At 72.9% G+C, this 24,932-nt stretch carries 28 protein-coding genes; 15 read left to right on the top strand and 13 right to left on the bottom strand.

Translation table 11 applies throughout. From position 1 onward, the window contains the following. Positions 1 to 41: 41 nt before the first annotated feature. Together AB0O29_RS20345 and AB0O29_RS20340 are read right to left on the bottom strand one after the other, a co-directional pair. Complete coding sequence (locus AB0O29_RS20345) at positions 42 to 227, bottom strand: DUF5999 family protein (protein ID WP_042809879.1); 186 nt, start codon at positions 225 to 227, stop codon at positions 42 to 44. A 303-nt stretch (positions 228 to 530) separates the two neighbouring features. Beyond that, positions 531 to 1,757 (bottom strand): acyl-CoA dehydrogenase family protein, encoded by a 1,227-nt coding sequence (locus tag AB0O29_RS20340; RefSeq protein WP_365153313.1) that lies wholly within the window; start codon positions 1,755 to 1,757, stop codon positions 531 to 533. 205 nt (positions 1,758 to 1,962) lie between these two features. Between AB0O29_RS20340 and AB0O29_RS20335 the strand changes: the two genes are divergently transcribed. Continuing rightward, positions 1,963 to 2,613, top strand: a complete 651-nt coding sequence (locus AB0O29_RS20335) for a TetR family transcriptional regulator (protein ID WP_365153312.1) — start codon at positions 1,963 to 1,965, stop codon at positions 2,611 to 2,613. Positions 2,614 to 2,638: 25 nt separating this feature from the next. On the opposite strand, the gene def is transcribed toward AB0O29_RS20335, so the two are convergent. After that, on the bottom strand, positions 2,639 to 3,193 hold the full coding sequence (def, locus tag AB0O29_RS20330; protein WP_365153311.1) for a peptide deformylase: 555 nt from the start codon (positions 3,191 to 3,193) through the stop codon (positions 2,639 to 2,641). Between the two features lie 122 nt (positions 3,194 to 3,315). On the opposite strand from def, the gene AB0O29_RS20325 reads away from it, so the two are divergent. The 6 genes from AB0O29_RS20325 to AB0O29_RS20300 all read left to right on the top strand — a co-directional run bounded on the left by AB0O29_RS20325 (position 3,316) and on the right by AB0O29_RS20300 (position 8,587). Next, on the top strand, positions 3,316 to 4,554 hold the full coding sequence (locus tag AB0O29_RS20325) for a MurT ligase domain-containing protein (RefSeq protein ID WP_365153310.1): 1,239 nt from the start codon (positions 3,316 to 3,318) through the stop codon (positions 4,552 to 4,554). Positions 4,555 to 4,575: 21 nt separating this feature from the next. Further along, positions 4,576 to 5,304, top strand: coding sequence for a type 1 glutamine amidotransferase (locus tag AB0O29_RS20320; RefSeq protein ID WP_042809884.1), 729 nt, complete (start codon positions 4,576 to 4,578; stop codon positions 5,302 to 5,304). A 194-nt stretch (positions 5,305 to 5,498) separates the two neighbouring features. Then, positions 5,499 to 6,524 (top strand): 6-phosphofructokinase, encoded by a 1,026-nt coding sequence (locus AB0O29_RS20315; protein WP_365153309.1) that lies wholly within the window; start codon positions 5,499 to 5,501, stop codon positions 6,522 to 6,524. A gap of 98 nt (positions 6,525 to 6,622) precedes the next feature. Next, positions 6,623 to 7,597 carry a cytochrome c oxidase assembly protein gene (locus tag AB0O29_RS20310; RefSeq protein ID WP_365153308.1) on the top strand — a complete coding sequence of 325 codons (975 nt, stop codon included), beginning with the start codon at positions 6,623 to 6,625 and terminating at the stop codon, positions 7,595 to 7,597. Positions 7,598 to 7,629: 32 nt separating this feature from the next. Next, positions 7,630 to 7,788: a hypothetical protein gene (locus tag AB0O29_RS20305; protein ID WP_365153307.1), complete on the top strand. Its 159-nt coding sequence runs from the start codon at positions 7,630 to 7,632 to the stop codon at positions 7,786 to 7,788. A gap of 88 nt (positions 7,789 to 7,876) precedes the next feature. Beyond that, on the top strand, positions 7,877 to 8,587 hold the full coding sequence (locus AB0O29_RS20300; protein WP_365153306.1) for a lysophospholipid acyltransferase family protein: 711 nt from the start codon (positions 7,877 to 7,879) through the stop codon (positions 8,585 to 8,587). A gap of 32 nt (positions 8,588 to 8,619) precedes the next feature. Here the strand turns inward: AB0O29_RS20300 and AB0O29_RS20295 are convergent, their stop codons facing one another. The 8 genes from AB0O29_RS20295 to AB0O29_RS20260 form a co-directional block, all read right to left on the bottom strand. Then, positions 8,620 to 10,281, bottom strand: a complete 1,662-nt coding sequence (locus AB0O29_RS20295; protein ID WP_365153305.1) for an alpha/beta hydrolase — start codon at positions 10,279 to 10,281, stop codon at positions 8,620 to 8,622. A gap of 195 nt (positions 10,282 to 10,476) precedes the next feature. Then, positions 10,477 to 11,262, bottom strand: a complete 786-nt coding sequence (locus AB0O29_RS20290; RefSeq protein WP_365153304.1) for an urease accessory protein UreD — start codon at positions 11,260 to 11,262, stop codon at positions 10,477 to 10,479. Then, positions 11,259 to 11,945 carry an urease accessory protein UreG gene (ureG, locus tag AB0O29_RS20285; protein ID WP_365153303.1) on the bottom strand — a complete coding sequence of 229 codons (687 nt, stop codon included), beginning with the start codon at positions 11,943 to 11,945 and terminating at the stop codon, positions 11,259 to 11,261. Before ureG ends, AB0O29_RS20290 begins: the two co-directional genes overlap by 4 nt. A gap of 44 nt (positions 11,946 to 11,989) precedes the next feature. Then, positions 11,990 to 12,664, bottom strand: coding sequence for an urease accessory UreF family protein (locus AB0O29_RS20280; RefSeq protein WP_365153302.1), 675 nt, complete (start codon positions 12,662 to 12,664; stop codon positions 11,990 to 11,992). 16 nt (positions 12,665 to 12,680) lie between these two features. Then, positions 12,681 to 14,402, bottom strand: coding sequence for an urease subunit alpha (locus AB0O29_RS20275; protein ID WP_365153301.1), 1,722 nt, complete (start codon positions 14,400 to 14,402; stop codon positions 12,681 to 12,683). Next, positions 14,395 to 14,706 carry an urease subunit beta gene (locus AB0O29_RS20270; protein WP_365153300.1) on the bottom strand — a complete coding sequence of 104 codons (312 nt, stop codon included), beginning with the start codon at positions 14,704 to 14,706 and terminating at the stop codon, positions 14,395 to 14,397. Before AB0O29_RS20270 ends, AB0O29_RS20275 begins: the two co-directional genes overlap by 8 nt. Before the next feature lie 14 nt (positions 14,707 to 14,720). After that, complete coding sequence (locus tag AB0O29_RS20265) at positions 14,721 to 15,023, bottom strand: urease subunit gamma (protein ID WP_351888112.1); 303 nt, start codon at positions 15,021 to 15,023, stop codon at positions 14,721 to 14,723. A 245-nt stretch (positions 15,024 to 15,268) separates the two neighbouring features. Beyond that, positions 15,269 to 15,694 carry an ATP-binding protein gene (locus AB0O29_RS20260; protein ID WP_344155250.1) on the bottom strand — a complete coding sequence of 142 codons (426 nt, stop codon included), beginning with the start codon at positions 15,692 to 15,694 and terminating at the stop codon, positions 15,269 to 15,271. Between the two features lie 197 nt (positions 15,695 to 15,891). Between AB0O29_RS20260 and AB0O29_RS20255 the strand changes: the two genes are divergently transcribed. Further along, entirely contained in the window at positions 15,892 to 16,776 is an 885-nt protein-coding gene (locus AB0O29_RS20255) for a helix-turn-helix transcriptional regulator (protein WP_365153299.1), read from the top strand. A gap of 13 nt (positions 16,777 to 16,789) precedes the next feature. Further along, positions 16,790 to 17,011 carry a DUF397 domain-containing protein gene (locus tag AB0O29_RS20250; RefSeq protein WP_365153298.1) on the top strand — a complete coding sequence of 74 codons (222 nt, stop codon included), beginning with the start codon at positions 16,790 to 16,792 and terminating at the stop codon, positions 17,009 to 17,011. Between the two features lie 4 nt (positions 17,012 to 17,015). Here AB0O29_RS20250 and AB0O29_RS20245 read toward each other — a convergent pair whose 3' ends face one another. Beyond that, entirely contained in the window at positions 17,016 to 18,197 is a 1,182-nt protein-coding gene (locus tag AB0O29_RS20245) for an 8-amino-7-oxononanoate synthase (protein ID WP_365153297.1), read from the bottom strand. A gap of 180 nt (positions 18,198 to 18,377) precedes the next feature. Here AB0O29_RS20245 and bioB point away from each other — a divergent pair, with 180 nt between their 5' ends. From bioB to AB0O29_RS20225, 4 genes are all read left to right on the top strand, one after another. Further along, positions 18,378 to 19,637, top strand: coding sequence for a biotin synthase BioB (bioB, locus tag AB0O29_RS20240; protein ID WP_365153296.1), 1,260 nt, complete (start codon positions 18,378 to 18,380; stop codon positions 19,635 to 19,637). After that, positions 19,630 to 20,964: an adenosylmethionine--8-amino-7-oxononanoate transaminase gene (locus AB0O29_RS20235; RefSeq protein ID WP_365153295.1), complete on the top strand. Its 1,335-nt coding sequence runs from the start codon at positions 19,630 to 19,632 to the stop codon at positions 20,962 to 20,964. Before bioB ends, AB0O29_RS20235 begins: the two co-directional genes overlap by 8 nt. Position 20,965: 1 nt before the next feature. Continuing rightward, on the top strand, positions 20,966 to 21,685 hold the full coding sequence (gene bioD / locus AB0O29_RS20230; RefSeq protein WP_365153294.1) for a dethiobiotin synthase: 720 nt from the start codon (positions 20,966 to 20,968) through the stop codon (positions 21,683 to 21,685). 290 nt (positions 21,686 to 21,975) lie between these two features. Then, positions 21,976 to 22,632, top strand: coding sequence for a methyltransferase domain-containing protein (locus AB0O29_RS20225; RefSeq protein WP_365153293.1), 657 nt, complete (start codon positions 21,976 to 21,978; stop codon positions 22,630 to 22,632). A gap of 37 nt (positions 22,633 to 22,669) precedes the next feature. Here AB0O29_RS20225 and AB0O29_RS20220 read toward each other — a convergent pair whose 3' ends face one another. Further along, positions 22,670 to 23,095 carry a GNAT family N-acetyltransferase gene (locus tag AB0O29_RS20220; protein WP_365153292.1) on the bottom strand — a complete coding sequence of 142 codons (426 nt, stop codon included), beginning with the start codon at positions 23,093 to 23,095 and terminating at the stop codon, positions 22,670 to 22,672. A 234-nt stretch (positions 23,096 to 23,329) separates the two neighbouring features. Between AB0O29_RS20220 and AB0O29_RS20215 the strand changes: the two genes are divergently transcribed. Together AB0O29_RS20215 and AB0O29_RS20210 are read left to right on the top strand one after the other, a co-directional pair. Further along, on the top strand, positions 23,330 to 24,670 hold the full coding sequence (locus AB0O29_RS20215) for a hemolysin family protein (protein ID WP_365153291.1): 1,341 nt from the start codon (positions 23,330 to 23,332) through the stop codon (positions 24,668 to 24,670). After that, positions 24,667 to 24,932: CNNM domain-containing protein (locus tag AB0O29_RS20210; protein ID WP_365153290.1), on the top strand; the 266-nt coding region annotated here is incomplete at its 3' end. The genes AB0O29_RS20215 and AB0O29_RS20210, both read left to right, overlap by 4 nt.

The raw sequence follows: 24,932 nt of genomic DNA, 5'->3' as shown, positions 1-24,932 counted from the left end.
CGGGCTTGCGGATCAGCTGCTGGCGCATGCTGCCTCCTCGCTCAGACCAGGGCCGGGCGACGGGGTTCCACCGTCCGGCCTTCGGGGAGCAGTTCCCCGGTGTCGTCGAAGACCACCACGCCGTTGCAGAGCAGGCTCCACCCCTGTTCGGGATGGAAGGCCACGGTGCGGGCAGCGTCACGGTCGGCGCTGTCGGCGGGCGGGCAGGGGGGCTGGTGGGAGCACATGGCGCACCTCCTCGCAGTGTGGGGCGGGAGGGCCGGTGGTCACCCGGTCGATTCCGCCATCCACGGTGGCGGCGAGTATTACTGATCGTCGCCCCCGGACGGAACCCATATTCGAGGTCGAGTTCAGGGTGTGTATGCCCGCTCACCATGCGCTCATGCCCGTTATCCGGATCTTCCCCGGCGGGCCGGAGCCCGACGCCCCGGGAACACCACGGCGCACACCCCCCTCAAACCGGGACGATCATCACAACCCACCGCCCCGCGACCCCCGCCGGAGTGGCGGGGATCACAGGACCCGGGGGGTCAGCGGATCGGCATCCCCGAGAGGGTGCGGGCGATCACCAGGCGCTGGATCTCGCTCGTCCCTTCGAAGATCGTGTAAATGGCCGCGTCGCGGTGCATCCGCTCCACCGGGTACTCCCGGGTGAAGCCGTTGCCGCCGAGGATCTGGACCGCCTGGGCGGTGACCTTCTTGGCCACCTCGCTCGCGTAGAGCTTCGACATGGAGCCCTCCGCCGCCGTGAAGGGCTTCCCCGCGATCGCCATCCACGACGCCCGCCACACCAGCAGCCGGGCCGCGTCGATCTGCGTGCGCATGTCCGCGAGCTGGAAGGCCACGCCCTGGTTGTCGATGATCGGGCGGCCGAACTGGGTGCGGGTCTTCGCGTAGTCGAGGGCGACCTCGTAGGCGGCGCGGGCGGTGCCGACCGCCATGGCGCCGACGGCGGGCCGCGAGGCCTCGAAGGTGGCCATGGCGGCGTTCTTCACCCTCTCCCCGCCCGCCTTCGCCTTCTCGCGGGCCCGCGCGAGCCGCTCGTCGAGCTTCTCCTTGCCGCCGAGCAGGCAGGAGCCGGGGATCCGGACGTCCTCCAGCACCACCTCGGCCGTGTGGGAGGCGCGGATGCCGTGCTTCTTGAACTTCTGCCCCTGGGAGAGGCCCGGGGTGCCCGGCGGGACGATGAAGGAGGCGTGGCCCTTGGTGCCGAGATCGGGGTCGACCACGGCCACCACGATGTGGACGTTGGCGATGCCGCCGTTGGTGGCCCAGGTCTTGGTGCCGTTCAGCACCCACTCGTCCGCGGCCTGGTCGTAGACGGCCCGGGTGCGCATGGCGCCGACGTCGGAGCCGGCGTCCGGCTCGGAGGAGCAGAAGGCGGCGACCTTCACGTCGTCGGGGGTGCCGTACATCTGCGGGATCCAGGTGCCGATCTGCTCCTCGGTGCCGTTGGCGAGGACGCCGATGGCGGCGAGGCCGGTGCCCACGATGGACAGGGCGATGCCCGCGTCGCCCCAGAAGAGCTCCTCCATGGCCATCGGGATGCCCAGGCCGGTCGGGTCGAAGAACTGCTGGGCGTAGAAGTCCAGCGAGTAGATGCCGACCTTGGCGGCCTCCTGGATCACCGGCCAGGGGGTCTCCTCGCGCTCGTCCCACTCCGCGGCCGCGGGCCGGATCACGTCGGCGGCGAAGCCGTGGATCCAGTCGCGGACCTGCTTCTGGTCTTCGTTGAGCTCCATGGTGAACTCCGCCATGTCCCCTCCAGCTGCTCCACACGGCCTCACGGCCACATCCGGCGGACCCGCCCCGCGGGTTACTGCCGGTAACATTTACGATGGCCACAGTCTGTTACCGGCCGGTAAGCACTGTCAAGCGCCGCCGGTTCGTTCGCCAGGGTGTGCGGGGTGTTACGTTGCGTGGGCGTCACGCACATCGCAAGGGCGGGGAGAGAAACACGTCATGCAGACCACCCAGGAGGCCGGGGCCTCCGAGCCCGGAGCGGGCGAGCGCCGCCGGCGCGAGCTGTTGGAGGCGGCGGACCGCGTCGTCCTCAGGGACGGCCCCAAGGCCTCCATGAACGCCATCGCGGCGGAGGCGGGCATCACCAAGCCCATCCTCTACCGGCACTTCGGCGACAAGGCGGGGCTCTACCAGGCCCTGGCCGTCCGGCACACCGACGCCCTGCTCGACTCGCTGCGGGCCGCGCTCGACGCCCCCGCCGAGCGGCGCAGCCGGGTGGAGTCCACCCTCGACACCTACCTCGCCGCCATCGAGGCCCGCCCCCAGGTCTACCGGTTCCTGATGCACCCCGCCGAGGACTCGCAGAGCTCCGAGCGCGGCTTCGACGTCGGCCTGCACTCCGCCCCGCTGCTGCGCCGGCTCGGCGAGGAGCTGGCGGAGGTGGTGGGCGAGCGCGTCGACCTCGGCCCGGGCGGGGAGCGGCTGGCACGGATCTGGGGGCACGGCATCGTCGGCATGATGCACGCCGCCGGGGACTGGTGGCTCGGCGAGCGGCCCTGTTCCCGGGCCGAGCTGGTGGCCGGGCTCACCGACCTGCTGTGGGGCCGCCTGGCCACCGCCGGCAACCGCGAGGACGGCCCGGGCTTCTGAGCCGCCCGGGCCCGGCGGCGTCCGCCTACCGCTGCCCGGCCGCCCTGCCCCAGGAGGTCTTGCGGATCGCCCGGCGCAGCAGCCGGGCGCGCAGACCGGTCACCCGGTCCGCGTAGACGGTGCCGTCGAGGTGGTCGCACTCGTGCTGGAGGCAGCGGGCGAAGAACCCGGTGCCCTCGATCCGCACCGGCTTCCCGTCGGAGGTGACCCCCTCGACGACCGCCCGGTCGAAGCGGGCGGTGCCCGCCTCCAGCCCGGGCAGCGACAGGCAGCCCTCGGGGCCGAGGAACTCGTCCCCGTCGGCCTCGACCAGGCGCGGGTTGACCACGTGTCCCACATGGCGGACGTCATCGTCGTCCGGGCAGTCGTAGACGAAGACGCGCTGCCCGGTTCCGATCTGGTTCGCGGCGAGGCCGACGCCCTGGGCGGCGTACATCGTGGCGAACATGTCCTCGATGAGACGGTCGAGTTCGGGGCCGAAGTCGGTGACCTCGGCGCAGGCGGAATGGAGCACCGGATCACCCAGCAGGCTCATGGTGCGGACGAGGCCGGTGGTACCGGGGATGGGGCGCTGTCGCATGGCCGTAAGGGTACGACGGGCGAATATATGAGGAGATCCGCGGCGGACCTGGGGCGCCGCGGTCAAGGCTCCGGCCGGTACTGGATAGGCTGGGGCGACCGACGCTAGGAGGACAAAGGACGATGGCAGGCAACACGGAGCCGCTTTCGCCGCGGGCCAAGCTGGCCGTGACGGCGGGCAAGGCCGCGGCGGCGGTGTCGCGGGCCGCGGGACGCGGAAGCGGATCGGTGATCGGTGGCAAGGTCGCACTCAGGCTGGACCCCGATCTCCTCGGCGCGCTGGCGCAGCATCTCGATGTCGTCCTCGTCTCCGCGACGAACGGCAAGACCACGACGACCCGTCTGATCGCCGAGGCCCTGCGGGCCAGCGGTCCGGTCGTCTCGAACGCGCTGGGCGCGAACATGCCGGCGGGCATCACCTCCGCCCTGGCCGGCGGCTCGGACGCCAAGTACGGCGTCATCGAGGTCGACGAGAAGTACCTGGCCGGGGTGGCCCGGGACGTCACCCCGAAGGTGATCGCCCTGCTGAACCTCTCCCGTGACCAGCTGGACCGCGCGGCCGAGACCCGCATGCTCGCCGAGAAGTGGCGCGAGGGGCTCCAGGGCTCCAAGGCGGTCATCGTGGCGAACTGCGACGACCCCCTGATCGTCTGGTCGGCGTCCTCGTCGCAGACCGTCGTGTGGGTCGCGGCCGGCCAGGAGTGGAAGGACGACGCCTGGTCGTGCCCCTCCTGCGGCGGTGTGATGCAGCGCCCGGGCGACGACTGGTTCTGCGGCGAGTGCGGCTTCCGCCGCCCGACCCCGACCTGGGTGCTCTCCGGCGACCACGTGCTGGACCCGCACGGCTCGGCCTGGCCGATCCACCTCCAGCTGCCGGGCCGCGCGAACAAGGCGAACGCCGCCACCTCGGCCGCCGTGGCCGCCGTGTTCGGCGTGCCCCCGCAGGTGGCGCTGGAGCGCATGTACCAGGTCCAGGCCGTCGCCGGCCGCTACGACGTGGTCTCCTTCCAGGGCCGCGACCTGCGCCTGCTGCTCGCGAAGAACCCGGCCGGCTGGCTGGAGACGTTCTCGCTGATCGACGGGCCCCCGGCTCCGGTGATCCTCTCGGTGAACGCCCGCGGCGCCGACGGCACCGACACCTCCTGGCTGTGGGACGTGGACTACCCGCGGCTCGCCGGCCACCCGATCTTCGTGATCGGCGACCGCAAGCTGGACCTGGCCGTCCGCCTGGAGGTCGCCGGCCTGGACTTCCGGGTCTGCGAGACCCTCGACGAGGCCGTGCAGCTGGCGCCGCCCGGCCAGATCGAGCTGATCGCCAACTACACCGCCTTCCAGGACGTGCGCCGCCGCGTCGGCAACTAGTCACCCATAGAGGACAAGAGCATGAGCGACAACAGCCTGCGTCTGGTGTGGGTCTACCCCGACCTGCTCAGCACGTACGGAGACCAGGGCAACGCCCTCGTGGTGGAGCGCCGGGCCCGCCAGCGCGGCCTGGACGTGCAGCGCGTGGACGTGCGCAGCGACCAGCCCATCCCCACCTCGGGCGACATCTACCTGATCGGCGGCGGCGAGGACCGGCCGCAGCGGCTGGCCGCCGAGCGCCTGCTGCGCGACGGCGGCCTGGAGCGCGCCGTCTCGAACGGGGCGATCGTCTTCTCCGTCTGCGCCGGGTACCAGATCCTCGGCAAGGAGTTCGTCAACGACATGGGCCAGCGCCAGGAGGGGCTGGGCCTGCTCGACGTCGTCACCGTGCGCGGCGAGGGCGAGCGGTGCGTCGGCGACGTGCTCGCGGACATCGACCCGCGGCTGAACCTCCCCCCGCTGACGGGCTTCGAGAACCACCAGGGCGTCACGCACCTGGGCCCGACGGCCAAGCCGTTCGCCCGGACCCGGCTCGGCCGGGGCAACGGCACCGGCGACGGCACCGAGGGCGCGTACAACGACACCGTCTTCGGTACGTACATGCACGGCCCCGTCATGGCCCGCAACCCGCTGATCGCGGACCTGCTGCTGAAGCTGGCCCTCGACGTGAACGCGCTGCCGGCCATAGACGACCGCTGGTACGAGGCGCTGCGCGAGGAGCGCATCGCGGCGGCCACGCAGCCCGCGTAGCCCCCGCTCACACCGTCCGGCCCGGGCCCCGTCAGGGGTCCGGGCCGACGTGCTTTCGTACGATCTTCCGTTTGGTAGGTCCTCCATGTGGACGATGGTTCAGTCCAGTGGGAATCCGCTTGTAGGGTGACGGTTAGTTCCAACCGGACGACGTGGTCCGGTCGTCGGCCCACGTTGCAAAGGTTCTCTCTGCCATGCGCATTGGTGTGCTCACTTCCGGTGGCGACTGCCCCGGCCTCAATGCCGTCATCCGCTCCGTCGTGCACCGCGCCGTCGTCGACCACGGGGACGAGGTCATCGGCTTCCACGACGGCTGGCGCGGCCTGCTGGAGTGCGACTACCGCAAGCTCGACCTGGACTCCGTGGCCGGCATCCTGGCCCGCGGCGGCACCATCCTCGGCTCCTCCCGGGTCCAGCCCGCGCACCTGCGCGACGGCGTGGAGCGGGCCAAGGGGCACGTGGCGGACCTCGGCCTGGACGCGATCATCCCGATCGGCGGCGAGGGCACGCTGAAGGCGGCCAACCTGCTCGCGCAGGGCGGTCTGCCCATCGTCGGCGTCCCGAAGACCATCGACAACGACATCTCCTCCACCGACGTGACCTTCGGCTTCGACACCGCCGTCGGCGTGGCCACGGAGGCCCTGGACCGGCTGAAGACCACCGCCGAGTCGCACCAGCGCGTGATGGTCGTCGAGGTCATGGGCCGCCACACCGGCTGGATCGCCCTGCACTCGGGCATGGCGGCCGGCGCGCACGCCATCGTGGTGCCGGAGCGGCCCTTCGACATCGAGGAGCTGACGGCGATCGTCGGCGAGCGCTTCTCGGCCGGCAAGCGGTTCGCGATCGTCGTGGTCGCCGAGGGCGCCAAGCCGCGTGCCGGCTCGATGGACTACGCGCAGGGCGGCACGGACCAGTACGGCCACGAGCGCTTCGCCGGCATCGGCAACATCCTCGCCGTGGAGCTGGAGCGGCGCCTGGGCAAGGAGGCCCGTCCGGTCATCCTCGGCCACGTCCAGCGCGGCGGCACGCCCACCGCGTACGACCGGGTCCTGGCCACCCGCTTCGGCTGGCACGCGGTGGAGGCGGCGCACCGGGGCGAGTTCGGCATGCTGACGGCCCTGCGCGGCACGGACATCGTGATGGTCCCCCTCGCGGAGGCGACCTCGCACCTCAAGACGGTCCCGGACGCCCGCTACGACGAGGCGCAGACGGTTCTGTGATGTTCGACCCGTTCTGACCCCTTCGGCCGCCCCCGGACGCGATCGCGTCCGGGGCCGGCACTACTGTGGTGGGGCGCCACAGTCAAGGGAGTGAGCAGATGGACCACAGTGGTCACGGCATGGACATGAACATGGATATGGACATGAACATGGACCTGCCGCCGTTCACCCTCGGGCGCGGCCTGGAGTTCTCCTTCGACGCGTTCTTCCTGTTCGGCTCCCTGCTGGCGCTCGCCCTGTACGGCTGGGCCGTGCTGCGGCTGCGCCGGCGCGGGGACTCCTGGCCGTTGGGCCGGACGGTCGCCTTCGTCACCGGTGTGCTGACGGTGATGCTGGTGATGTGCACCAAGCTGAACGACTACGGCATGGTCATGTTCAGCGTGCACATGGTCCAGCACATGGTGATCAGCATGGTCACCCCGATCCTGGTGCTGCTCGGCGCGCCGGTGACGCTGGCCCTGCGCGCGCTGCCCCCGGCCCCCCGCGGCAGCAAGGGCCCGCGCGAGCTGCTCCTGATGCTGCTGCACAGCCGGTACATGCGGATCATCACGCATCCGGCCTTCACCATCCCCATGTTCATCGCCAGCCTGTACGCCCTGTACTTCACCCCGCTCTTCGACTTCCTGATGCAGAGCCGGGCCGGGCACATCGGGATGATGGTCCACTTCCTGGCCGTCGGCCTGATCTTCTTCTGGCCGATCATGGGCGTGGACCCGGGCCCGCACCGTCCGGGTTACGTGATGCGGATGCTGGAGCTCTTCGCGGGCATGCCCTTCCACGCCTTCTTCGGCATCGCGCTGATGATGGCGAGCGAGCCGATGATCAAGACGTACGCGAACCCCGCGGCCTCCCTGGGCATCGACGCCCTGGACGACCAGCACTGGGGCGGCGGCATCGCCTGGGCCTTCAGCGAGATCCCCTCGGTGCTGGTGCTGATCGCCCTGGTCTACCAGTGGTACCACTCGGAGCAGCGGGCGGCGAAGCGCTCTGACCGGGCCGCGGACCGGGACGGCGACAAGGAGCTGGAGGCGTACAACGCGTATCTCGCCTCGCTCCAAGGGCGCGGCCAGTAGCGCCGGAGCCGGTCGGCGCGCCACCATGGGGCATGACCGGATCCGTTAAGGCGATGGCCGTCACGACCTTCGCCGCCCTGGTGGCCGTCTCCACCTATTCCGTGGCCCTCGGCAGCAACGGCTGGCTGTGGTTCGGCTGGGTGGTGCTGGGGCTGCTGACCCTGGGCCTCGCCGCCTCCGGCAGCGCCTGAGACCGGCCGGGGCCCCCGCGGCCCGTTCCTCGCCACCGCATGGCTGATCCGTCCGTGGTCCGACCGTCGGGTGAAGGGAAGCGCCGGGGTGTTCTACCACCTGCTCAAGCACGTGCTGCTCGGTCCGCTGCTGCGACTGCTGTTCCGGCCGCGGATCGAGGGCCTGGAGAACATCCCCGAGGAGGGGGCCGCGATCGTCGCGGGCAACCACCTGTCGTTCTCGGACCACTTCCTGATGCCCGCGATCCTGGGGCGCCGGATCACCTTCCTGGCGAAGGCCGAGTACTTCACCGGGCCCGGGCTCAAGGGCCGGCTGACCGCCGCCTTCTTCCGCAGCGCCGGGCAGATCCCGGTGGACCGCTCCGGCAAGGACGCCGGGCAGGCGGCGCTGCGCGAGGGGCTCGGGGTGCTGGCCCGGGGTGAGCTGCTCGGCATCTACCCGGAGGGGACGCGCTCGCACGACGGGCGGCTCTACAAGGGCAAGGTCGGGGTGGCGGCGATGGCGCTGGGGGCGGGGGTGCCCGTCGTCCCGTGCGCGATGGTCGGCACCTTCGAGATCCAGCCGCCCGGGCAGACCCTCCCCAAGATCCGGCGGGTCACGATCCGCTTCGGCGCCCCGCTGGAGTTCTCCCGCTACGAGGGCATGGAGGGCGAGCGGGCCGTGCTGCGCGCCGTCACCGACGAGATCATGTACGCGATCCTGAACCTCTCCGGCCAGGAGTACGTCGACCGGTACGCGGCCGAGGTCAAGGCCGAGCAGGAGGAGGAGCGGAAGAAGGCCCGGCGCACGAAGCGCTGAGCCTCCTCCCGCTCATCGGGGTTCCCGGGGTCCTAGCGGACGGCCGGGAGCTCCTCGCGCTTCGCGAGCTCCGAGGCCGGGGCCTGGGCGAGCGACTTCGCGGCGGCCGGGGCCGGCGGCACCGGAGTGGCGTGCGGGCCGCACTTCACGTCCTTGGCGTCGACCTTGCCGGTCAGCAGGTAGGACTCCACCCGCGTGTTGATGCAGGGGTTCACCAGGCTGGTGACGCCGTGCGAGCCGGCGTTCTGCTCGGTGATCAGGCGCGAACCGGCCAGCCGGCGGTGCAGCTCGACGCCGCCCTTGTACGGGGTGGCGGCGTCACGCTCGGACTGGACGATCAGGACCGGGGCGATGTTCTTCGCGCCGACCTCGATCGGGGTGCTCTGCTTGGACTTCCAGGTCGCGCAGGGCAGGTTCATCCAGGCGTTCGACCAGGTCAGGAACGGGTACTTCTTGTTCAGCTCGGTGTTGTCCCGGTCCCACTTGGCCCAGCTGGTCGGCCACTTGGCGTCGGCGCACTCCACCGCGGTGTAGACGGCGTTGCTGTTCTCGGACGCGGCGTTGGCCTTGGTGTCCGACATGTCCGGGGCGATGGCGTCGATCAGCGGCTTCTCGTCGCCGGCGGCCCAGGCGCTGAAGGCCTGCGCGACCGGGACCCACGAGGAGTCGTAGTACGGGGCGCCCTGGAAGAAGCCGATGAGCTCGTTCGGTCCGACGACCCCGCCGAGCGGGTTGGCCTTGGCCTGGGCGCGCAGCTGCTGGTACTTGGCCTCGACCTTGGCGCGGGTGTCGCCGAGGTGGAAGGTGGAGTCGTACTTGGCGACCCAGTCCTGCCAGTCGTTCCAGCGGGTCTGGAAGGCGACGTCCTGCTCCAGGTTGGCCTGGTACCAGATGTTGTCGGTGTCCGGGTTGACCACCGAGTCGACGATCATGCGGCGCACGTGGCCCGGGAACAGGGTCGCGTAGACCCCGCCCAGGTAGGTGCCGTAGGAGACGCCGAGGTAGTTCAGCTTCTTCTCGCCGAGGGCGGCCCGGATGACGTCCAGGTCGCGCGCGGTGTTGGTGGTGGTCATGTGCGGCAGCATCTCGCCGCTGCGCTCCTTGCAGCCGTCCGCGTACTCGGCGGCGAGCTTGCGCTGGGCGCGCTTGTCGGCCTCGCCGGAGGGGACCGGGTCGGCCTTGGGGGCCTTCACGAACTCCTGCGGGTCGATGCAGGAGATCGGGGCGGAGTGGCCGACGCCGCGGGGGTCGAAGCCCACGAAGTCGTACGCCTTGGAGGTGTTGACCCACAGCGGGCTCTTGGTGGTGACCCGGCGCGGGAAGCGCATGCCGGAACCGCCGGGGCCGCCCGGGTTGTAGACGAGGGCGCCCTGGCGCTCGTCCTTGGTGCCCGTGCTGACGGCGCGGTCGACCGCGATGTCGATGGTCTTGCCGAAGGGCTTGGTGTAGTCCAGCGGGACCTTCACCCAGCCGCACTGGATCGGCTTCTCGAAGCCCCAGTCGGCCGGGCAGTCCTTCCAGTCGATGCCGGCGCGCGCGGCGCGGGCGGCGGCGATCTGGGCGCCGACGGCCTCCGCGGAGCCGTTGTCCTTGCCCGCCGAGGCGGCGGAGGCGGACGGCGCGAGCAGCAGGCCCGCGGCCAGTGCGCCGGTGATGAGGGTGGCGGCGCTCCCCAGCGTCGCGTTGCGTATCACGTGGTTGATCCCCCTGGTCATGTGCCGCGTGAGGCGGCCGGGTTGGGTCAGGGGGATCCTTTCGTCTGACGGGTACCTGGCAACAGACCGAGGTCGAGTTCTTTGCCAACCCGATAACCGGAAACGGGTGTACCGCTGAGCGGTGTCCCGTTCGCTCCCGATCTGCCGGGCTTTCACCCGGCGGACGCCGGCGTCTCACCAGCCGTACGTCCGGGCCGCCTCCTCCAGCAGTTCGCGCAGCCGCAGCGCGTCCGGGGCCAGGGCCGTCACCAGGACGGCCGGACCGGCCAGCGGGGTGACCGCCGCGAACTCCCCCAGCACCGCGGCGGGCGGCGGGTCCTGCTCGAACCGCGGGTCGACGACCAGGAGCTGGCCCAGCGTCCGGTGCCCGGCGATCCCCGCCGGGCCGTCCCAGCCGCCGGGTGCGCCGGGCCCGCAGGACAGCTCCTGGTCCAGCAGCGGGCGCCCGCCCCGGGTGACCGTGAGACGGCTGCGCAGCAGGCCGGGCGCCTCGCCGGTGCGTCCCAGCACCTGCTCCTCGCGCAGCATCAGCCGGGCGGAGGGCGCCAGTTCCGCGCGGGTGGAGACCCGCAGGTCGCTGCCGCGCACGGAGACGAGCGGCTCCGGCAGCCAGCGCACCGCCGACTCCTCGGCCAGCCCGAGCCGTACGTCGTAGCGCGCGCTCTCCCCGTGCCGGCCGGGCAGGGCCAGGGTGGCGGCCGCCGAGCGCAGGGCGAGCCGCGCGCCCGGCCCCGCGTCGGCCTCCACCGCGAGCCGGTCGCCGCCGAGGGGGGCGCTCATCGCGCCGACCAGCATCACGCCGGCCTCGGCACCCTCGCCCCGGACCCGGCGCAGGGCGAGCGGCCCCTCCCCGGCCAGCACGGGCAGGGCGGTGCCACCGCGCCCGTCGGCGGCGGCGGCGATGCGGGCGGTGGCCCGCAGTCCGGCCGCGGGCGGGGCGGCGGGGGGTGCGCTGGTCACCGTACGGCCCAGGCGGCGAGCCGCTCGCGGACCCAGCCGGCCACGGGTGCCACGCCCTCGCCGCCGCGCAGGGACTGGAAGGCGACGGGCAGGTCCCCGCGCTGGTCGGCGGCGTCGCGGGCCATCCGGTCCAGGTCGGAGCCGACGTGCGGGGCGAGGTCGGTCTTGTTGACGACGAGCAGGTCGGCGGTGGTGACCCCGGGGCCGCCCTTGCGCGGGATGTCGTCGCCGCCGGCCACGTCGATGACGAAGATCTGGGCGTCGACCAGGCCCCGGGAGAAGGTGGCGGTCAGGTTGTCGCCGCCGGACTCGACGAGGATCAGGTCGAGGGGGCCGACCGCCTCCTCCAGTTCCTCGACGGCCTCCAGGTTGGCGGAGATGTCGTCGCGGATGGCGGTGTGCGGGCAGGCGCCGGTCTCGACCGCGCTGATCCGCTCGGGGGGCAGGACGGCCTCGCGGAGCAGGAACTCGGCGTCCTCCCGGGTGTAGATGTCGTTGGTGACGACGGCCATGGACAGTTCGGCGCGCAGGGCCCGGCAGAGCGCGGCGACGGTGGCGGTCTTGCCGGAGCCGACGGGGCCGCCGAGTCCGATGCGCAGGGCGCGGCGGGTGCCGTCGGCGCGCAGGGGGGCGGCGCTGTGGGTGTGCCGGTGGGGGTACGCCCCATCGTGGTCGAGGTGCACGGCAGGTCTCCTTGGGGAGGTTCGGGTGGTGGGGGTGTCCGCGCTCAGGAGGCGAAGAGGCGTACCGCCCAGTCGGCATGCGCCTCCGCCGCGATCTCCAGCAGCGGCGAGGAGGCCGCGGGCAGCGCGTCCGTCCCCTCGGTGCGCGCGAGCAGCGCGGCCTCGGCGGCCCGGGCGGCCACGGCGTCGAGCTCGGGGGTGAGCCCGGCCAGGACGGCGCTCGCCTCGAAGGGGTCGAGGCCCAGCAGCCGCACGGTGGCGGTGGCCGGGCCGCTGACGCTCTCGTACGCCGCCACGTGCGCGGCGTCGAGTGCGCCGAGCCCGGCGGCCCGGGCGGCCGTGCCGAGCACCACGGGCTGGTGCGCCCCGCGCGGGAAGGCGGCGGCCAGCGCGTCCAGTTCCGCGCAGGGCCAGGTGGCCCGGGCGGCGCGCATCAGCTGCCGGCCGAGCCGGCGGGCCGCGGCGCGCAGCGCGGGCGAGGGGGTGCGGGCGTCGGCGGCGGCGTCGAGGACGGCCGGGTCGAGGCCGAGGGCGGCCGCCGCCGCGAGGGCGGCGGCGGTCAGGCCGGCGGTGTGCAGCCGGCCCCGGCAGAACTGGGCCAGGGAGGCGGCGTCGTGGATCCGGCCCGCCTTGCAGGCGGCCTCCGCCCCGCCGGAGTGGGCGTGCCCTCCGGCGGGGAAGCGGCCGTCCGCGAGGACGAGCAGAGCGGCGAGACTCATCGGGAGCGGTCCTCCATCAGAAGAGGAAGTAGCGCTGCGCCATGGGCAGCTCCGCGGCGGGGGCCGGTTCCACGACCTCGCCGTCGATGCTGACCGTGAAGGTGTCGGCGTCGACCTCGACCCTGGGCATGGCGTCGTTGTTGCGCATGTCCGTCTTGCCCGTCTTGCGGGTGCTCTCGATGGCCGTGAACGCCTTGGTGAGGCCGAGCCGTTCGGGCAGGTGGTCGTCGAGGGCGGCCTGGGAGGTGAAGTTGAGCGAGTTCAGCCCGGGCGCCCGTCCGATGGCCCCGTACATGGGGCGGGGCAGGACCGGCTGGGGGGTGGGGATGGAGGCGTTGGCGTCGCCCATCTGCGCGTACGCGATCTGGCCGCCCTTGACGACGACCTCGGGCTTGACGCCGAAGAAGGCCGGGTTCCACAGCACCAGGTCGGCGAGCTTGCCCACCTCGACCGAGCCGACCTCGCGGGCGAGCCCCTGGGCCACGGCCGGGTTGATCGTGTACTTGGCGACGTAGCGGCGGGCCCGGTGGTTGTCGGCGGGGCCGTCGCCGGGCAGGAATCCGCGCCGCTTCTTCATCACGTGGGCGGTCTGCCAGGTGCGCAGCACGACCTCGCCGACCCGGCCCATGGCCTGGGAGTCGGAGGAGATGATGGAGATGGCCCCGAGGTCGTGCAGCACGTCCTCGGCGGCGATGGTGGAGGGCCGGATCCGGGACTCGGCGAAGGCGAGGTCCTCGGGGACGGCCGGGTTGAGGTGGTGGCAGACCATCAGCATGTCGAGGTGTTCCTCGACGGTGTTGACGGTGTGCGGCCGGGTGGGGTTGGTGGAGCTGGGCAGGATGTTCGGCTCGGAGACCACGGTGATGATGTCGGGGGCGTGCCCGCCGCCCGCGCCCTCGGTGTGGTACGAGTGGATGGTCCGCCCGGCGATGGCCGCGAGGGTGTCGCCCACGAAGCCGGCCTCGTTGAGGGTGTCGGTGTGGATGGCGACCTGGGTGCCGGTCTCGTCGGCGACGGTCAGGCAGGCGTCGATGACGGCGGGGGTGGCCCCCCAGTCCTCGTGGATCTTGAATCCGAGGGCGCCGCCGCGCAGCTGGGAGTACATGCCCTCGCGGGACATGGTGTTGCCCTTGCCGAGCAGGCCGATGTTGACGGGGTAGGACTCCAGCGCCGCGAACATCCGGGCCATGTGCCAGGGTCCGGGGGTGACGGTGGTGGCCTTGGATCCCTCGGCGGGGCCGGTGCCGCCGCCGACGAGGGTGGTGATGCCGGAGGCGAGGGCCTCGTCGACGACGGTCGGCGAGATGAAGTGGATGTGGGTGTCGATGGCGCCCGCGGTGACGATCTTCCCGTTGCCGGCGATGATCTCGGTCTCGGGGCCGATCACCAGGGCCGGGTCCACCCCGTCCATGGTGTCGGGGTTGCCGGCCTTGCCGATGCCGCAGATGCGGCCGTCGCGGATGCCGACGTCGGCCTTGACGATGCCCCAGTGGTCCAGGACGACCACGCCGGTGATCACCGTGTCGGGGGCGCCCTCGGCGCGGGTGGTGCGGGCCTGTCCCATGGACTCGCGGATGACCTTGCCACCGCCGAAGACGGCCTCGTCGCCGGAGTGGCCGGGGCCTCCGCTGAGGTCCTGCTCGATCTCGACGAGGAGGTCGGTGTCGGCGAGCCGGATCCGGTCGCCCTTGGTGGGTCCGAAGAGGTCGGCGTACGCCTGGCGCGAGATCTCAGCCATCGAGGGGTCCTCCGGTCTCCCCGCGCAGTCCGGGCACGGTGCGCAGTCCGCCGAGCGGTACGAGTTCCACGGCGACCGGGATGCCCGGCTCGAAGCGGACGGCGGTACCGGCGGCGATGTTCAGGCGCAGGCCGCGGGCGGCCTGCCGGTCGAAGTCGAGGCCGGGGTTGGCTTCGGCGAAGTGGTAGTGGGAGCCGACCTGGACGGGCCGGTCGGCGGCGTTGAGCACGGTGAGGCGGGTGACGGGGCGGCCTTCGTTGAGGCGCACGGGACCGTCCCCGTATACGATTTCGCCGGGGATCATGTGGTTCGTCCCCTTCAGATGATCGGGTCGTGGACGGTGACGAGCTTGGTGCCGTCGGGGAAGGTCGCCTCGACCTGGACGTCGTGGATCATCTCGGGGATGCCCTCCATGACCTCCGCGCGGGTGAGCACCTTGCGTCCGGACTCCATGAGCTCGGCGACGGTCCGGCCGTCCCGGGCGCCTTCGAGGAGGTGGGAGGTGATCAGGGCGATGGCCTCGGGGTGATTCAGGAGGACCCCGCGCGCCCTGCGCTTCTCGGCCACGTCCGCGGCCACGTGGATCATCAGTCTTTCTTGTTCGTGCGGTGTCAACTGCACCTGTATCACCAAGCTTCCGGGACATGACCGTCATCGCGCCGTGGCGACCGTACCGGCCGTCAACACTTTGTTGACCTGCGCATATCCGTGCCAAGCATCTCTTGCCCAACACAGAGCGAGGCTTTCCGTCCCGATCACCGGTGCTTTACCGACCCATGGGTGGTCATTGGCGGAAGCCCGCGCGCGACACCTTAGGGGCGGTAGTTTTCCGCCGAGTTAACCCACGTTTCCGGAAGGTGCCCGGTTCATCCCATCGGGGGCCAGGGCAGGGCGAGCCACACGGTCTTGCCGCCGTCCTCGGTGGGGCTCACCGACAGCCGGCCGCCGGCCTCCGCCGCCAGCCAGCGGATGATCACCATGCCCCGGCCGTTGTCCTGCTGGACGGCGGCGGGCAGCCTCCTGGGCCAGCGCGGATGACTGTCGGTCACCCCGACGCGCAGCCACTCCTCGCGCTCCAGGCGCAGGTCGACGGTGAAGGTGGGCGACTGGCCGAACGTGTGCTGCACGGAGTTGGTCGCGAGCTCCGAGACCACCAGCCGTACGGTGTCGGCGGTGTCGGCGTCCTCGGGCAGTCCCCAGTCGCTGAGCACCTGCGCGGCGTAGCGGCGGGCGGCGGCCACCGAGACCGGGTCGCTCGGCAGAGTGACGGATGCTTCCAGCTGATCTGCCATGGCGACGTCCCTTTCCCACCGGGGCGGAGCCGCCCCGGATCTGCGCTGAGCGCCAGAGTGCCATCCATCCTGCCGCCGTTTCCGCCGTTCCCCCAAGATATGCATATATCTGTCGCCCAATGCGGTGAACTCTGCTACGGAAGAGCGTATTCGGACGGCAGACTGGTGCGAGCTGTGCCGGTGGAAGGAGAGCGGGTATGCAGCACGGTCCCGCGGTGCGCCGGCGCAAGCTCGGCGAGGAACTGCGCGCACTGCGCGACCGCACGGGTCTCACGAGCGGCGAGGTGGCCCGCATCGTGGGATGGCACCAGTCGAAGGTCAGCCGGATCGAGACGGGCCGCAGTGGCGTGAAGACGCGGGACATCCGGCTGCTGCTGGACGCCTACGGGGACGTGGTGAGCCCCCAGCAACGCGCCCTGCTGGAGGCCCTGGGAGCCTCGGCGGCCGGGCCCGCGGCGGGCGGCGAGGAGGCGCGCGGGCGGCAGTGGTGGCACGACTACCGGGGGCTGCTCCCGCAGGAGTACCGGGACTTCATCAGCCTGGAGGCGGGGGCCCGCGCCGCGCGGACCGTGGAACTCTCGGTGGTGCCGGGCCTGTTGCAGACCCCCGGCTACGCGCGGGCCGTGACCCGGGCCGCGCTGGGCGGGCTGCCGGAGCCGAAGGTGGACGCGCTGGTCGACGTACGTCTGGCCCGGCAGGCGGTGCTGCGGGCGGACCCCCCGCTGGAGCTGAGCGCCGTCCTGGACGAGGCGGTGCTGCGCCGGCAGATCGGCGGGGCCGGGGTGATGCGGGAGCAGCTGCGGCACCTGGCGGAGGTGTCCCGGCTGCCCCAAGTGCACCTCCAGGTGCTGCCGTTCACCGTGGGGGGTCATCTCGGCCTGACCGGACCGTTCGTCATTTTCTCATTTCCGAACATCGCCGATCTGGATGTGGTGGTACTCGACCATTTGACGAGTAGCCTCTATCTGGAGCGGAAGGAAGACCTTGAGGCGTACAGCGCCGCGTTCCGCACCATCCAGGCGCACGCCCTCCCGCCCCGTGACTCGTCGGATCTCATCAGCTCACTCGCTGACGACGCGTAAGGAGGCACCCCCCGTGTCCGCAACCCCGTTATCCCCTGGCGGACTTCTGAACAGCGCGCGGTGGCGGCGGAGCAGCCGCAGCACCGGAATGAACAACTGCGTGGAGGCGGCCGCCCTGACCGGCGGCCTGCTGGCCGTCCGCGACTCCAAGCGGGCGGACGGCCCGGCCGTGCTCTTCACCGGGCCGGCCTGGGGCGGCTTCCTCGCCTCCGTACGGGAGGACGCCCGCGTGTGACGTCCTACCGCTGAACCATGTCCGCGGCTCCGGCCGGGGCGGTCCGCAGGACCGTCTCGACGGCCCGGGCGATCTCGTCCCCCGTGAGATCGGCCCGAGCGGTCAGCCGCAGCCGGGAGACGCCGTCCGGCACCGACGGCGGACGGAAGCACCCCACGGACAGTCCCTCCTCGCGGCAGTCGGCGGCCCAGCGCAGTGCCGCCGCGGCCGACGGGGCCCGCACCGACACCACGGCCGCGTCCGGCCTGGCCGCGGTCAGGCCGGACGCGGTGAGCCGTCCGTACAGTTCGGCGGCCACCTCCCGGACCCGGGCCGCGCGCCGCGGCTCCCGCTCCAGCAGGCGCAGGCCGGCCAGCGCCGCGCCCGCGGCGGCCGGGGCGAGGCCGGTGTCGAAGATGAACGCGCGGGCGGTGTTGACCAGGTGCCGGATGACCTTGGCCGGCCCCAGGACCGCTCCGCCCTGACTGCCCAGCGACTTCGAGAGGGTCATCGTCGCGACCACCCCGGGCGCACCCGCGAGCCCGGCGGCGTACAGGGCGCCCCGGCCCCCCTCGCCCAGCACCCCGAGCCCGTGCGCGTCGTCCACGACCAGCGCCGCCCCCGTCTCGCGGCAGGCGGCGGCGTACGCGGCGAGCGGGGCGGCGTCCCCGTCCACCGAGAACACCGAGTCGGTCACCAGCAGGGCCCGGCCCGCGTGCCCGGCGAGGGTCTTGCGGACCTGCTCAGCGTCCCCGTGCGGGGTCACCTCGACCTCCGCGCGCGAGAGCCGGCAGCCGTCGACGATCGAGGCGTGGTTCCCGGAGTCGGAGACGACCAGGGTGCCCCGGCCGCTCAGCGCGGTCACCGCGGCGAGGTTCGCGGCATACCCGGACGAAAGCACCAGGGCCGCCTCGAAACCGGCGAAAGCGGCCAGCTCCCGCTCCAGTTCGGCGTGCAGCTCGGTCGTCCCCGTGACCAGGCGGGAGCCCGTGGCCCCCGCGCCCCAGCGCCCGGCCGCCTCGCAGGCGCCGCGCACGGTCTCCGGATGCCTGGAGAGGCCGAGGTAGTCGTTGCTCGCGAGGTCCAGGAGGGGCGAGTCGGCGGGGCGCGGGCGCAGGGTCCGTACCAGTCCCGCCTCCTCGCGCCGCCGCTCCGCGCCGTCGATCCAGGCGAAGACGTCGTCGGGTTCCGGGCTGGGCTGGGTCATCGGCGGTCCTCGCGTCGCGTCTCGCGATGTGTCTCGCGTTTTGTCGGCAGTCGACAGATCTGCTCGACCCTATCCGCCCGTGACCCGAGGGGCCGGTGTGGCGATCCACACACTCCCTTCCGGCCATGTTGTCCGATCTCTCCTTGGCCGGGAGTGGTCGCGTGGGACAGGATCGGGCGCATGGACCTGCTGAACACCCTGGTGGAAAAGGGGCTGCGGCGCGAGCTGCCGACCCGCGAGGAGGCGCTCGCCGTGCTGGCGACCTCCGACGACGAACTGCTCGACGTGGTGGCCGCCGCCGGCAAGGTGCGCCGCCAGTGGTTCGGGCGTCGCGTCAAGCTGAATTACCTGGTCAACCTGAAGTCGGGGCTGTGCCCCGAGGACTGCTCGTACTGTTCCCAGCGCCTGGGATCCAAGGCCGAGATCCTCAAGTACACGTGGCTGAAGCCGGACGAGGCCTCCCAGGCGGCCGCGGCCGGTGTCGCCGGCGGCGCCAAGCGGGTCTGCCTCGTGGCGAGCGGGCGCGGTCCGACCGACCGCGACGTGGCCCGCGTCGGCGAGACGATCGCCGCCATCAAGGAGCAGAACGAGGGCGTGGAGGTCTGCGCCTGCCTGGGTCTGCTCTCCGACGGCCAGGCCGAGAAGCTGCGCGACGCGGGTGCGGATGCCTACAACCACAACCTCAACACCTCCGAGGCCACGTACGGGCAGATCACCAAGACGCACACCTACGCGGACCGCGTCGACACCGTGCAGAAGGCGCACGCGGCGGGCCTGTCGGCCTGCTCCGGCCTGATCGCCGGCATGGGCGAGAGCGACGAGGACCTGATCGACGTCGTCTTCTCGCTGCGCGAACTGGACTCGGACTCCGTCCCGGTCAACTTCCTGATCCCGTTCGAGGGCACCCCGCTGGCCAAGGAGTGGAACCTCACCCCGCAGCGCTGCCTGCGGATCCTGGCGATGGTCCGCTTCGTCTGCCCCGACGTCGAGGTCCGGATCGCCGGCGGCCGCGAGGTCCACCTGCGCTCGATGCAGCCGCTGGCGCTGAACATCGCCAACTCGATCTTCCTCGGCGACTACCTCACCAGTGAGGGCCAGGCGGGCCAGGCAGACCTCGACATGATCGCGGACGCCGGCTTCGAGGTGGAGGGCGCGGGCACCACCACCCTGCCCGCGCACCGCGCCGACGCCGCCGAGGCGGCGGCCGCCGCCCGCGCGGGCGGTGTGTGCGGCTCCGCCGCGGGCTCGGGCTGCGGCTCGGCCGCGGACGCGGACGCGGAGGCCCCCGGCTGCGGTTCGGCCTGCGGCGGCTGCTCCGGGCACGCCCACGCCGGGGCGGCGGACGAGGCCCCGGCCCAGGCCGAGCCCGGCGAGGTGCGGCCGGACCTGGTGGCGGTGCGCCGCCGCGGCGCGGGGACGGACCTCGCCCCCAATGCCTGACCCGTACCCCCTGCACGACCCGCTCGACCCCGCGTCCGCCACGGCCGGCCTGCTGGCCCTGGACCGGCAGCACGTCTGGCACCCGTACGGCCCGATGCCCGGGCGGCAGGAGACCCTCGTGGTCTCCTCCGCCTCGGGGGTCCGGCTGCGGCTCGCCGCCCCGGCGCAGGGGCGGGAGGAGCTGGTCGACGGCATGTCCTCCTGGTGGTCGGCCATCCACGGCTACAACCACCCCGCGCTGAACGAGGCTGCCGCCGCCCAGCTGGGGCGGATGTCGCACGTGATGTTCGGCGGGCTCACCCACGAGCCCGCCGTGCGGCTGGCCGCCCGGCTGGTCGAGATCACCCCGCCCGGGCTGGAGCACGTCTTCCTCTCGGACTCCGGGTCGGTGTCCGTCGAGGTCGCCGTCAAGATGTGCCTGCAGTACTGGCGTTCGCTGGGCCGGACGGGCAAGACCCGGCTGCTGACCTGGCGCGGCGGCTACCACGGCGACACCTGGCAGCCGATGGCCGTCTGCGACCCCGAGGGCGGCATGCACGAGCTGTGGCAGGGCCACCTGCCGCGACAGGTGTTCGCGGACGCGCCGCCCGGGGACTTCGACTCCCCCGTGGACCCGGCGTACGTCGACCACCTGCGCTCCCTGGTCGCGGCGCACGCCGACGAGCTGGCCGCGGTGATCGTGGAGCCGGTGGTCCAGGGCGCGGGCGGCATGCGCTTCCACAACCCGGGCTACCTGCGGGTGCTGCGCGAGCTGTGCGACGAGTACGGGGTCCTGCTCGTCCTCGACGAGATCGCGACGGGCTTCGGCCGTACCGGCGCGCTGTTCGCGGCCGACCACGCGGGCGTGACCCCGGACGTGATGTGCCTCGGCAAGTCCCTGACCGGCGGCTACCTCACCCTCGCCGCCACCCTGTGCACGGAGCGGGTGGCCGACGGGATCTCGCGGGGCGAGGTGCCGGTGCTCGCGCACGGGCCGACCTTCATGGGCAACCCGCTCGCCACGGCCGTGGCCCTGGCCTCCGTGGACCTGCTGCTCGGCCAGGACTGGGCGGGCGAGGTCAAGCGGATCGAGGCGGGCCTGCGCGAGGGCCTCGCGGAGGCCTCCGGGCAGCCGGGGGTCAAGGACGTACGGGTCATGGGCGCGATCGGCGTGATCCAGCTCGACCACCCGGTCGACGTGTGGGCCGCGACCCGGGCCGCGGTCCGGGAGGGCGTGTGGCTGCGCCCGTTCCGCGACCTGATCTACACGATGCCCCCGTTCGTCACGGGCGACGCCGACGTCGCCCGCATCTGCCGCGCGGCCGTCGCCGCGGCCCGGGAGGGCTGAGATGTCCGTGATCGTCGTGTCCGGTACGGGCACGGAAATCGGCAAGACGGTGGTCACCTCGGCCATCGCGGCGGCCGCCCTGGCCGCCGGGCGGTCGGTGGCGGTGCTCAAGCCCGCGCAGACCGGGGTGGGTCCGGACGAGCCGGGTGACGCGGCCGAGGCCGTACGCCTCGCCGGGGCGGGCGTGACCGCCCTCGAACTGGCCCGCTACCCCGAGCCGCTGGCCCCGGACACCGCCGCGCGGCGCTCCGGGCTGGCGACGCTGGCCCCGTCCCGGATCGCCGAGGCGGCCGCCGGGCTGGCCGGTTCGCACGAGCTGGTGCTGGTGGAGGGCGCGGGCGGGCTGCTGGTCCGCTTCGACGAGGAGGGTCACACCCTGGCCGACGCGGCGCGGCTGCTGGCGGCGCCGGTGCTGGTGGTGGCCCCGGCGGGGCTCGGCACCCTCAACTCCACCGCCCTGACGGCGGAGGCGCTGACCGCGCGGGGGCTGCGCGGGCTCGGGGTGGTGGTGGGCAGCTGGCCGGACTCCCCCGACCTGGCGTCCCGCTGCAACCTGGCCGACCTCCCGAAGGTCTCCGGCCTGCCCCTGCTGGGCGCCGTCCCGCAGGGCGCCGGCGCCCTGGCCCCGGCCGCCTTCCGCGAGGCGGCCCCGGGCTGGCTGGCCCCGCCGCTGGACGGCACGTGGTCGGCGGAGTCCTTCCTGACCACCTGGCCGGCGTAGGGCCTGCCGGCCCCGGGGCGCACACGCCGACGGGGCTGGTTGCAGCCCCGCCGGCGTGTGAGGCGCGGGCGCGGTGGCGCCGTGTTCGCGGCCGCAGGGGTGCCGCGTTGGCAGCCGCGCCCGCGATGGGGGCGGGAACAAGGGCAGGGCGGCCGGGGGGCGGCTCCGCGCGGCGGCACCCCCGCCGGACCGGTTTCGCGGGACGGCGGGGCGGGGAACAGGCCCCGGAGGGTACACGCGCGCCCGTGTGTCCGCCCGTCAGCCCCCGATCCGCGCCCGGAGGCCGCCCCATGCCCGCCCACGCCCCCGATTCGGTCCACCACCCCTGCTTCGCCCGGTTCTACGCCCGCGCCAGCACCGCCGCCGAGACCCGGGCCGGGATCGGGGCGCTGCGCGAGGAGCTGCTGCTGGGGGTGTCGGGCCGGGTCGTCGAGATCGGCGCCGGCAACGGCCTGAACTTCGCGCACTACCCGCGCGCCGTCTGCGAGGTCGTCGCGGTCGAACCCGAGGCCACCCTGCGCCGGCTCGCGGCGTCCGCCGCGCTGCGCGCCGAGGTGCCGGTGGACCTCGTACCGGGTGTCGCGGAGGCCCTCCCCCTCAAGAGCGAGGCCTTCGACGTCGCCGTCGCCTCGCTGGTGCTGTGCACCGTACGGAACCTGCCGCGCGCCCTCAGCGAACTGCACCGGGTGCTGCGCCCCGGCGCCGAGCTGCGCTTCCTGGAGCACGGGGTCGCCCCGGGCCCCGGGATGGCCTCGGTCCAGCGGGCGCTCGACCGGACGGTCTGGCCGCGCCTGTTCGGCGGCTGCCACACCGCCCGCGACCCGCTCGCCGCGATCGAGGCGGCCGGCTTCCGGATCACCGCGCACCGCTCCTTCCGGCTGCCCGAGCGCGGCCCGTCCCTGCCCACCTCGTACTGCGTCATCGGCACGGCCCGCCGCCGCGACTGAACCGCGTTCACCCGTCCGGCCGACCGGGCCGGCGGGGTCAGCCGGCCAGCGGCTTGACCCAGCGGGTCCAGATCTCCTCGGGGTGGTAGCCGGCGGCGTCCCAGGCGCCGTGCGCCTGCTCGTTCCCGTCGAGCACCATCGCGTCGGCGCGCCGCCCGCCCAGCTCCGCGAACCGCTCCTCGGCGGCGGCCAGCAGCGCCGACCCGATCCCCCGCCGGCGGTGCGCCGGGTGGACGGCGAGCCGGTAGAGGTGGCAGCGCCAGCCGTCGAACCCGGCGATGACCGTGCCGACGAGCTCCCCGCCGCGCCGGGCGAGCAGCAGCGCCCGCGGGTCGCGGGCGTGCAGCCGCTGGACCCCGGCCAGGTCGTCGCTGATGCTCGCGCCCTTGGCGGCGGCCTTCCAGAAGTCCAGTACGGCGGGCAGGTCCGTGGCGTCGGCCGTGCCGATACGAAGATCGTCCATGCGCCGATCCCACCATCCGCGCATACTCGGCCAAAAGGAGGAGCCATCCCCTTTGCCTTTCCTTTACCATGTGGGCAGGGTCCCTCCCGGGACCTCCGGAACCCTCCGAGCCCTCCCGACCGAAAGGTGTGAGCGTCCGCCCATGGGCGAGCCTCCCAGTCCCCGGCATTCCCGCACGCGACATCGCGCGGCACCCGTCCCCCTGGCCGATCATGGGACGGAGGTGATCGACCGATGACCGAAGTGCTCCTGCTCGTCGTGGCGCTGCTGCTCTGCCTTGCCTGTGGGGTCTTCGTCGCCGCCGAGTTCTCGCTGACCACGGTCGAGCGCAGCGAGCTGGAACGGGCCGTCGAGCGCGGCGAGCGCGGCGCGGACAGCGCCCTCACCGCCGTCCGCAGCCTGACCTTCCAGCTCTCCGGCGCCCAGCTCGGCATCACCGTGACCGGCCTGGTCATCGGCATGATCTCCAAGCCGTCGATCGCCGCCCTGCTCACGGGCCCGTTCAAGGCCATGGGCCTGTCCGCCTCGGTCGCCTCCTCCACCGCCCTGATCCTGGGCACGGTCTTGTCGACCGTGGTGCTGATGGTCGTGGGCGAGCTGGTCCCCAAGAACTGGGCGATCTCCTCCCCCCTGGCGGTCGCCAAGCGCGTGGCGACCATGCAGCGGGTCTTCAGCCGCGCCTTCCGGCCGCTGATCAGCCACCTCAACACCACCGCCAACCACCTGGTACGACGGCTGGGCATGGAGCCCGCCGAGGAGCTGGCCTCCGCGCGCAGCCCGGAGGAGCTGGTGGCCCTGGCCCGGCACTCCGCCAAGGCGGGCGCGCTGGAGAAGGACACGGCCGAGCTCTTCGTGCGGACCCTGAACCTGGCGGACCTGACCGCCGAGAACGTGATGACCCCGCGCGTGCAGGTCACCGCCCTCGACGTGCAGACCACCGCCGAGGACGTGGCCAACGCGACCATGGCCACCGGCCTCTCCCGCTTCCCCGTCTACCGGGGCAGCCTGGACACCGTGGTCGGGACGGTCCACATCAAGGACGTCCTGGCGCTGCCCGCCGAGGAGCGCCACCGCCACCCGGTGTCGCGGCTGCTGCGCGAACCCCTCCTCGTACCGGAGTCGCTGACCGTGGACCGGCTGCTGGACCGGCTGTCCGGCCGGCAGACGATGGCCGTGGTGATCGACGAGTACGGCGGCACGGCCGGCGTGGCCACGCTGGAGGACATCGTCGAGGAGGTCGTCGGCGAGGTCCGCGACGAGCACGACCCGCACGAGACCTCCGACCTGGCACCGGCCGGTACGGACGAGTCCGGCCGCGCCCTGTACTCCGCCGACGGCGCCGCCCGCACCGACCAGCTGCGGCGGATCGGCCTGCGGGTGCCCGAGGGGCCGTACGAGACCCTGGCCGGGCTCATAGCCGCCGAACTGGGCCGGATCCCGGCCGTCGGCGACCGGCTGGAGCTGGACGGCTGGTGCCTGGACGTGGTGGACGCGAGCGGCCGCCGCGCCGCGCGCGTCCTGCTGCACATGCCGGCCGAGACGCCCGGCGACGAGGACCCTGAGGGGGACCGATGACCGCGATCCAGCTGCTGATCGGCCTGGCGACGCTCGTCGTCAACGCCTTCTTCGTCGGCGCGGAGTTCGCGCTGATCTCGGTCCGGCGCAGCCAGATCGAACCGTACGCCGAGCAGGGCGACCGGCGGGCCCGCTCGGTCATATGGGGCTTGGAGCACGTGTCCGCGCTGATGGCGGCGGCCCAGCTGGGCATCACCCTGTGCACCCTGGTGCTGGGCGTCGTGGCCGAGCCGGCCATCGCGCACCTGCTGGGCCCGCTGCT

The organism is Streptomyces sp. NPDC089915, assembly GCF_040684675.1.
Lineage (GTDB): Bacteria > Actinomycetota > Actinomycetes > Streptomycetales > Streptomycetaceae > Streptomyces.
The sequence above is the reverse complement of the archived record's forward strand: the minus strand, read 5'-3'. Positions and strand labels throughout refer to the sequence as shown.

What these genes read in the sequence shown, in the direction of transcription:
- AB0O29_RS20345 (WP_042809879.1), bottom strand. Translation starts at nt 227, where the DNA reads ATGTGCTCCCACCAGCCCCCCTGCCCGCCCGCCGACAGCGCCGACCGT.
- AB0O29_RS20340 (WP_365153313.1), bottom strand. Translation starts at nt 1,757, where the DNA reads ATGGCGGAGTTCACCATGGAGCTCAACGAAGACCAGAAGCAGGTCCGC.
- AB0O29_RS20335 (WP_365153312.1), top strand. Translation starts at nt 1,963, where the DNA reads ATGCAGACCACCCAGGAGGCCGGGGCCTCCGAGCCCGGAGCGGGCGAG.
- def (WP_365153311.1), bottom strand. Translation starts at nt 3,193, where the DNA reads ATGCGACAGCGCCCCATCCCCGGTACCACCGGCCTCGTCCGCACCATG.
- AB0O29_RS20325 (WP_365153310.1), top strand. Translation starts at nt 3,316, where the DNA reads ATGGCAGGCAACACGGAGCCGCTTTCGCCGCGGGCCAAGCTGGCCGTG.
- AB0O29_RS20320 (WP_042809884.1), top strand. Translation starts at nt 4,576, where the DNA reads ATGAGCGACAACAGCCTGCGTCTGGTGTGGGTCTACCCCGACCTGCTC.
- AB0O29_RS20315 (WP_365153309.1), top strand. Translation starts at nt 5,499, where the DNA reads ATGCGCATTGGTGTGCTCACTTCCGGTGGCGACTGCCCCGGCCTCAAT.
- AB0O29_RS20310 (WP_365153308.1), top strand. Translation starts at nt 6,623, where the DNA reads ATGGACCACAGTGGTCACGGCATGGACATGAACATGGATATGGACATG.
- AB0O29_RS20305 (WP_365153307.1), top strand. Translation starts at nt 7,630, where the DNA reads ATGACCGGATCCGTTAAGGCGATGGCCGTCACGACCTTCGCCGCCCTG.
- AB0O29_RS20280 (WP_365153302.1), bottom strand. Translation starts at nt 12,664, where the DNA reads ATGAGTCTCGCCGCTCTGCTCGTCCTCGCGGACGGCCGCTTCCCCGCC.
- AB0O29_RS20275 (WP_365153301.1), bottom strand. Translation starts at nt 14,402, where the DNA reads ATGGCTGAGATCTCGCGCCAGGCGTACGCCGACCTCTTCGGACCCACC.
- AB0O29_RS20270 (WP_365153300.1), bottom strand. Translation starts at nt 14,706, where the DNA reads ATGATCCCCGGCGAAATCGTATACGGGGACGGTCCCGTGCGCCTCAAC.
- AB0O29_RS20260 (WP_344155250.1), bottom strand. Translation starts at nt 15,694, where the DNA reads ATGGCAGATCAGCTGGAAGCATCCGTCACTCTGCCGAGCGACCCGGTC.
- AB0O29_RS20255 (WP_365153299.1), top strand. Translation starts at nt 15,892, where the DNA reads ATGCAGCACGGTCCCGCGGTGCGCCGGCGCAAGCTCGGCGAGGAACTG.
- AB0O29_RS20245 (WP_365153297.1), bottom strand. Translation starts at nt 18,197, where the DNA reads ATGACCCAGCCCAGCCCGGAACCCGACGACGTCTTCGCCTGGATCGAC.
- bioB (WP_365153296.1), top strand. Translation starts at nt 18,378, where the DNA reads ATGGACCTGCTGAACACCCTGGTGGAAAAGGGGCTGCGGCGCGAGCTG.
- AB0O29_RS20235 (WP_365153295.1), top strand. Translation starts at nt 19,630, where the DNA reads ATGCCTGACCCGTACCCCCTGCACGACCCGCTCGACCCCGCGTCCGCC.
- bioD (WP_365153294.1), top strand. Translation starts at nt 20,966, where the DNA reads ATGTCCGTGATCGTCGTGTCCGGTACGGGCACGGAAATCGGCAAGACG.
- AB0O29_RS20225 (WP_365153293.1), top strand. Translation starts at nt 21,976, where the DNA reads ATGCCCGCCCACGCCCCCGATTCGGTCCACCACCCCTGCTTCGCCCGG.
- AB0O29_RS20220 (WP_365153292.1), bottom strand. Translation starts at nt 23,095, where the DNA reads ATGGACGATCTTCGTATCGGCACGGCCGACGCCACGGACCTGCCCGCC.
- AB0O29_RS20215 (WP_365153291.1), top strand. Translation starts at nt 23,330, where the DNA reads ATGACCGAAGTGCTCCTGCTCGTCGTGGCGCTGCTGCTCTGCCTTGCC.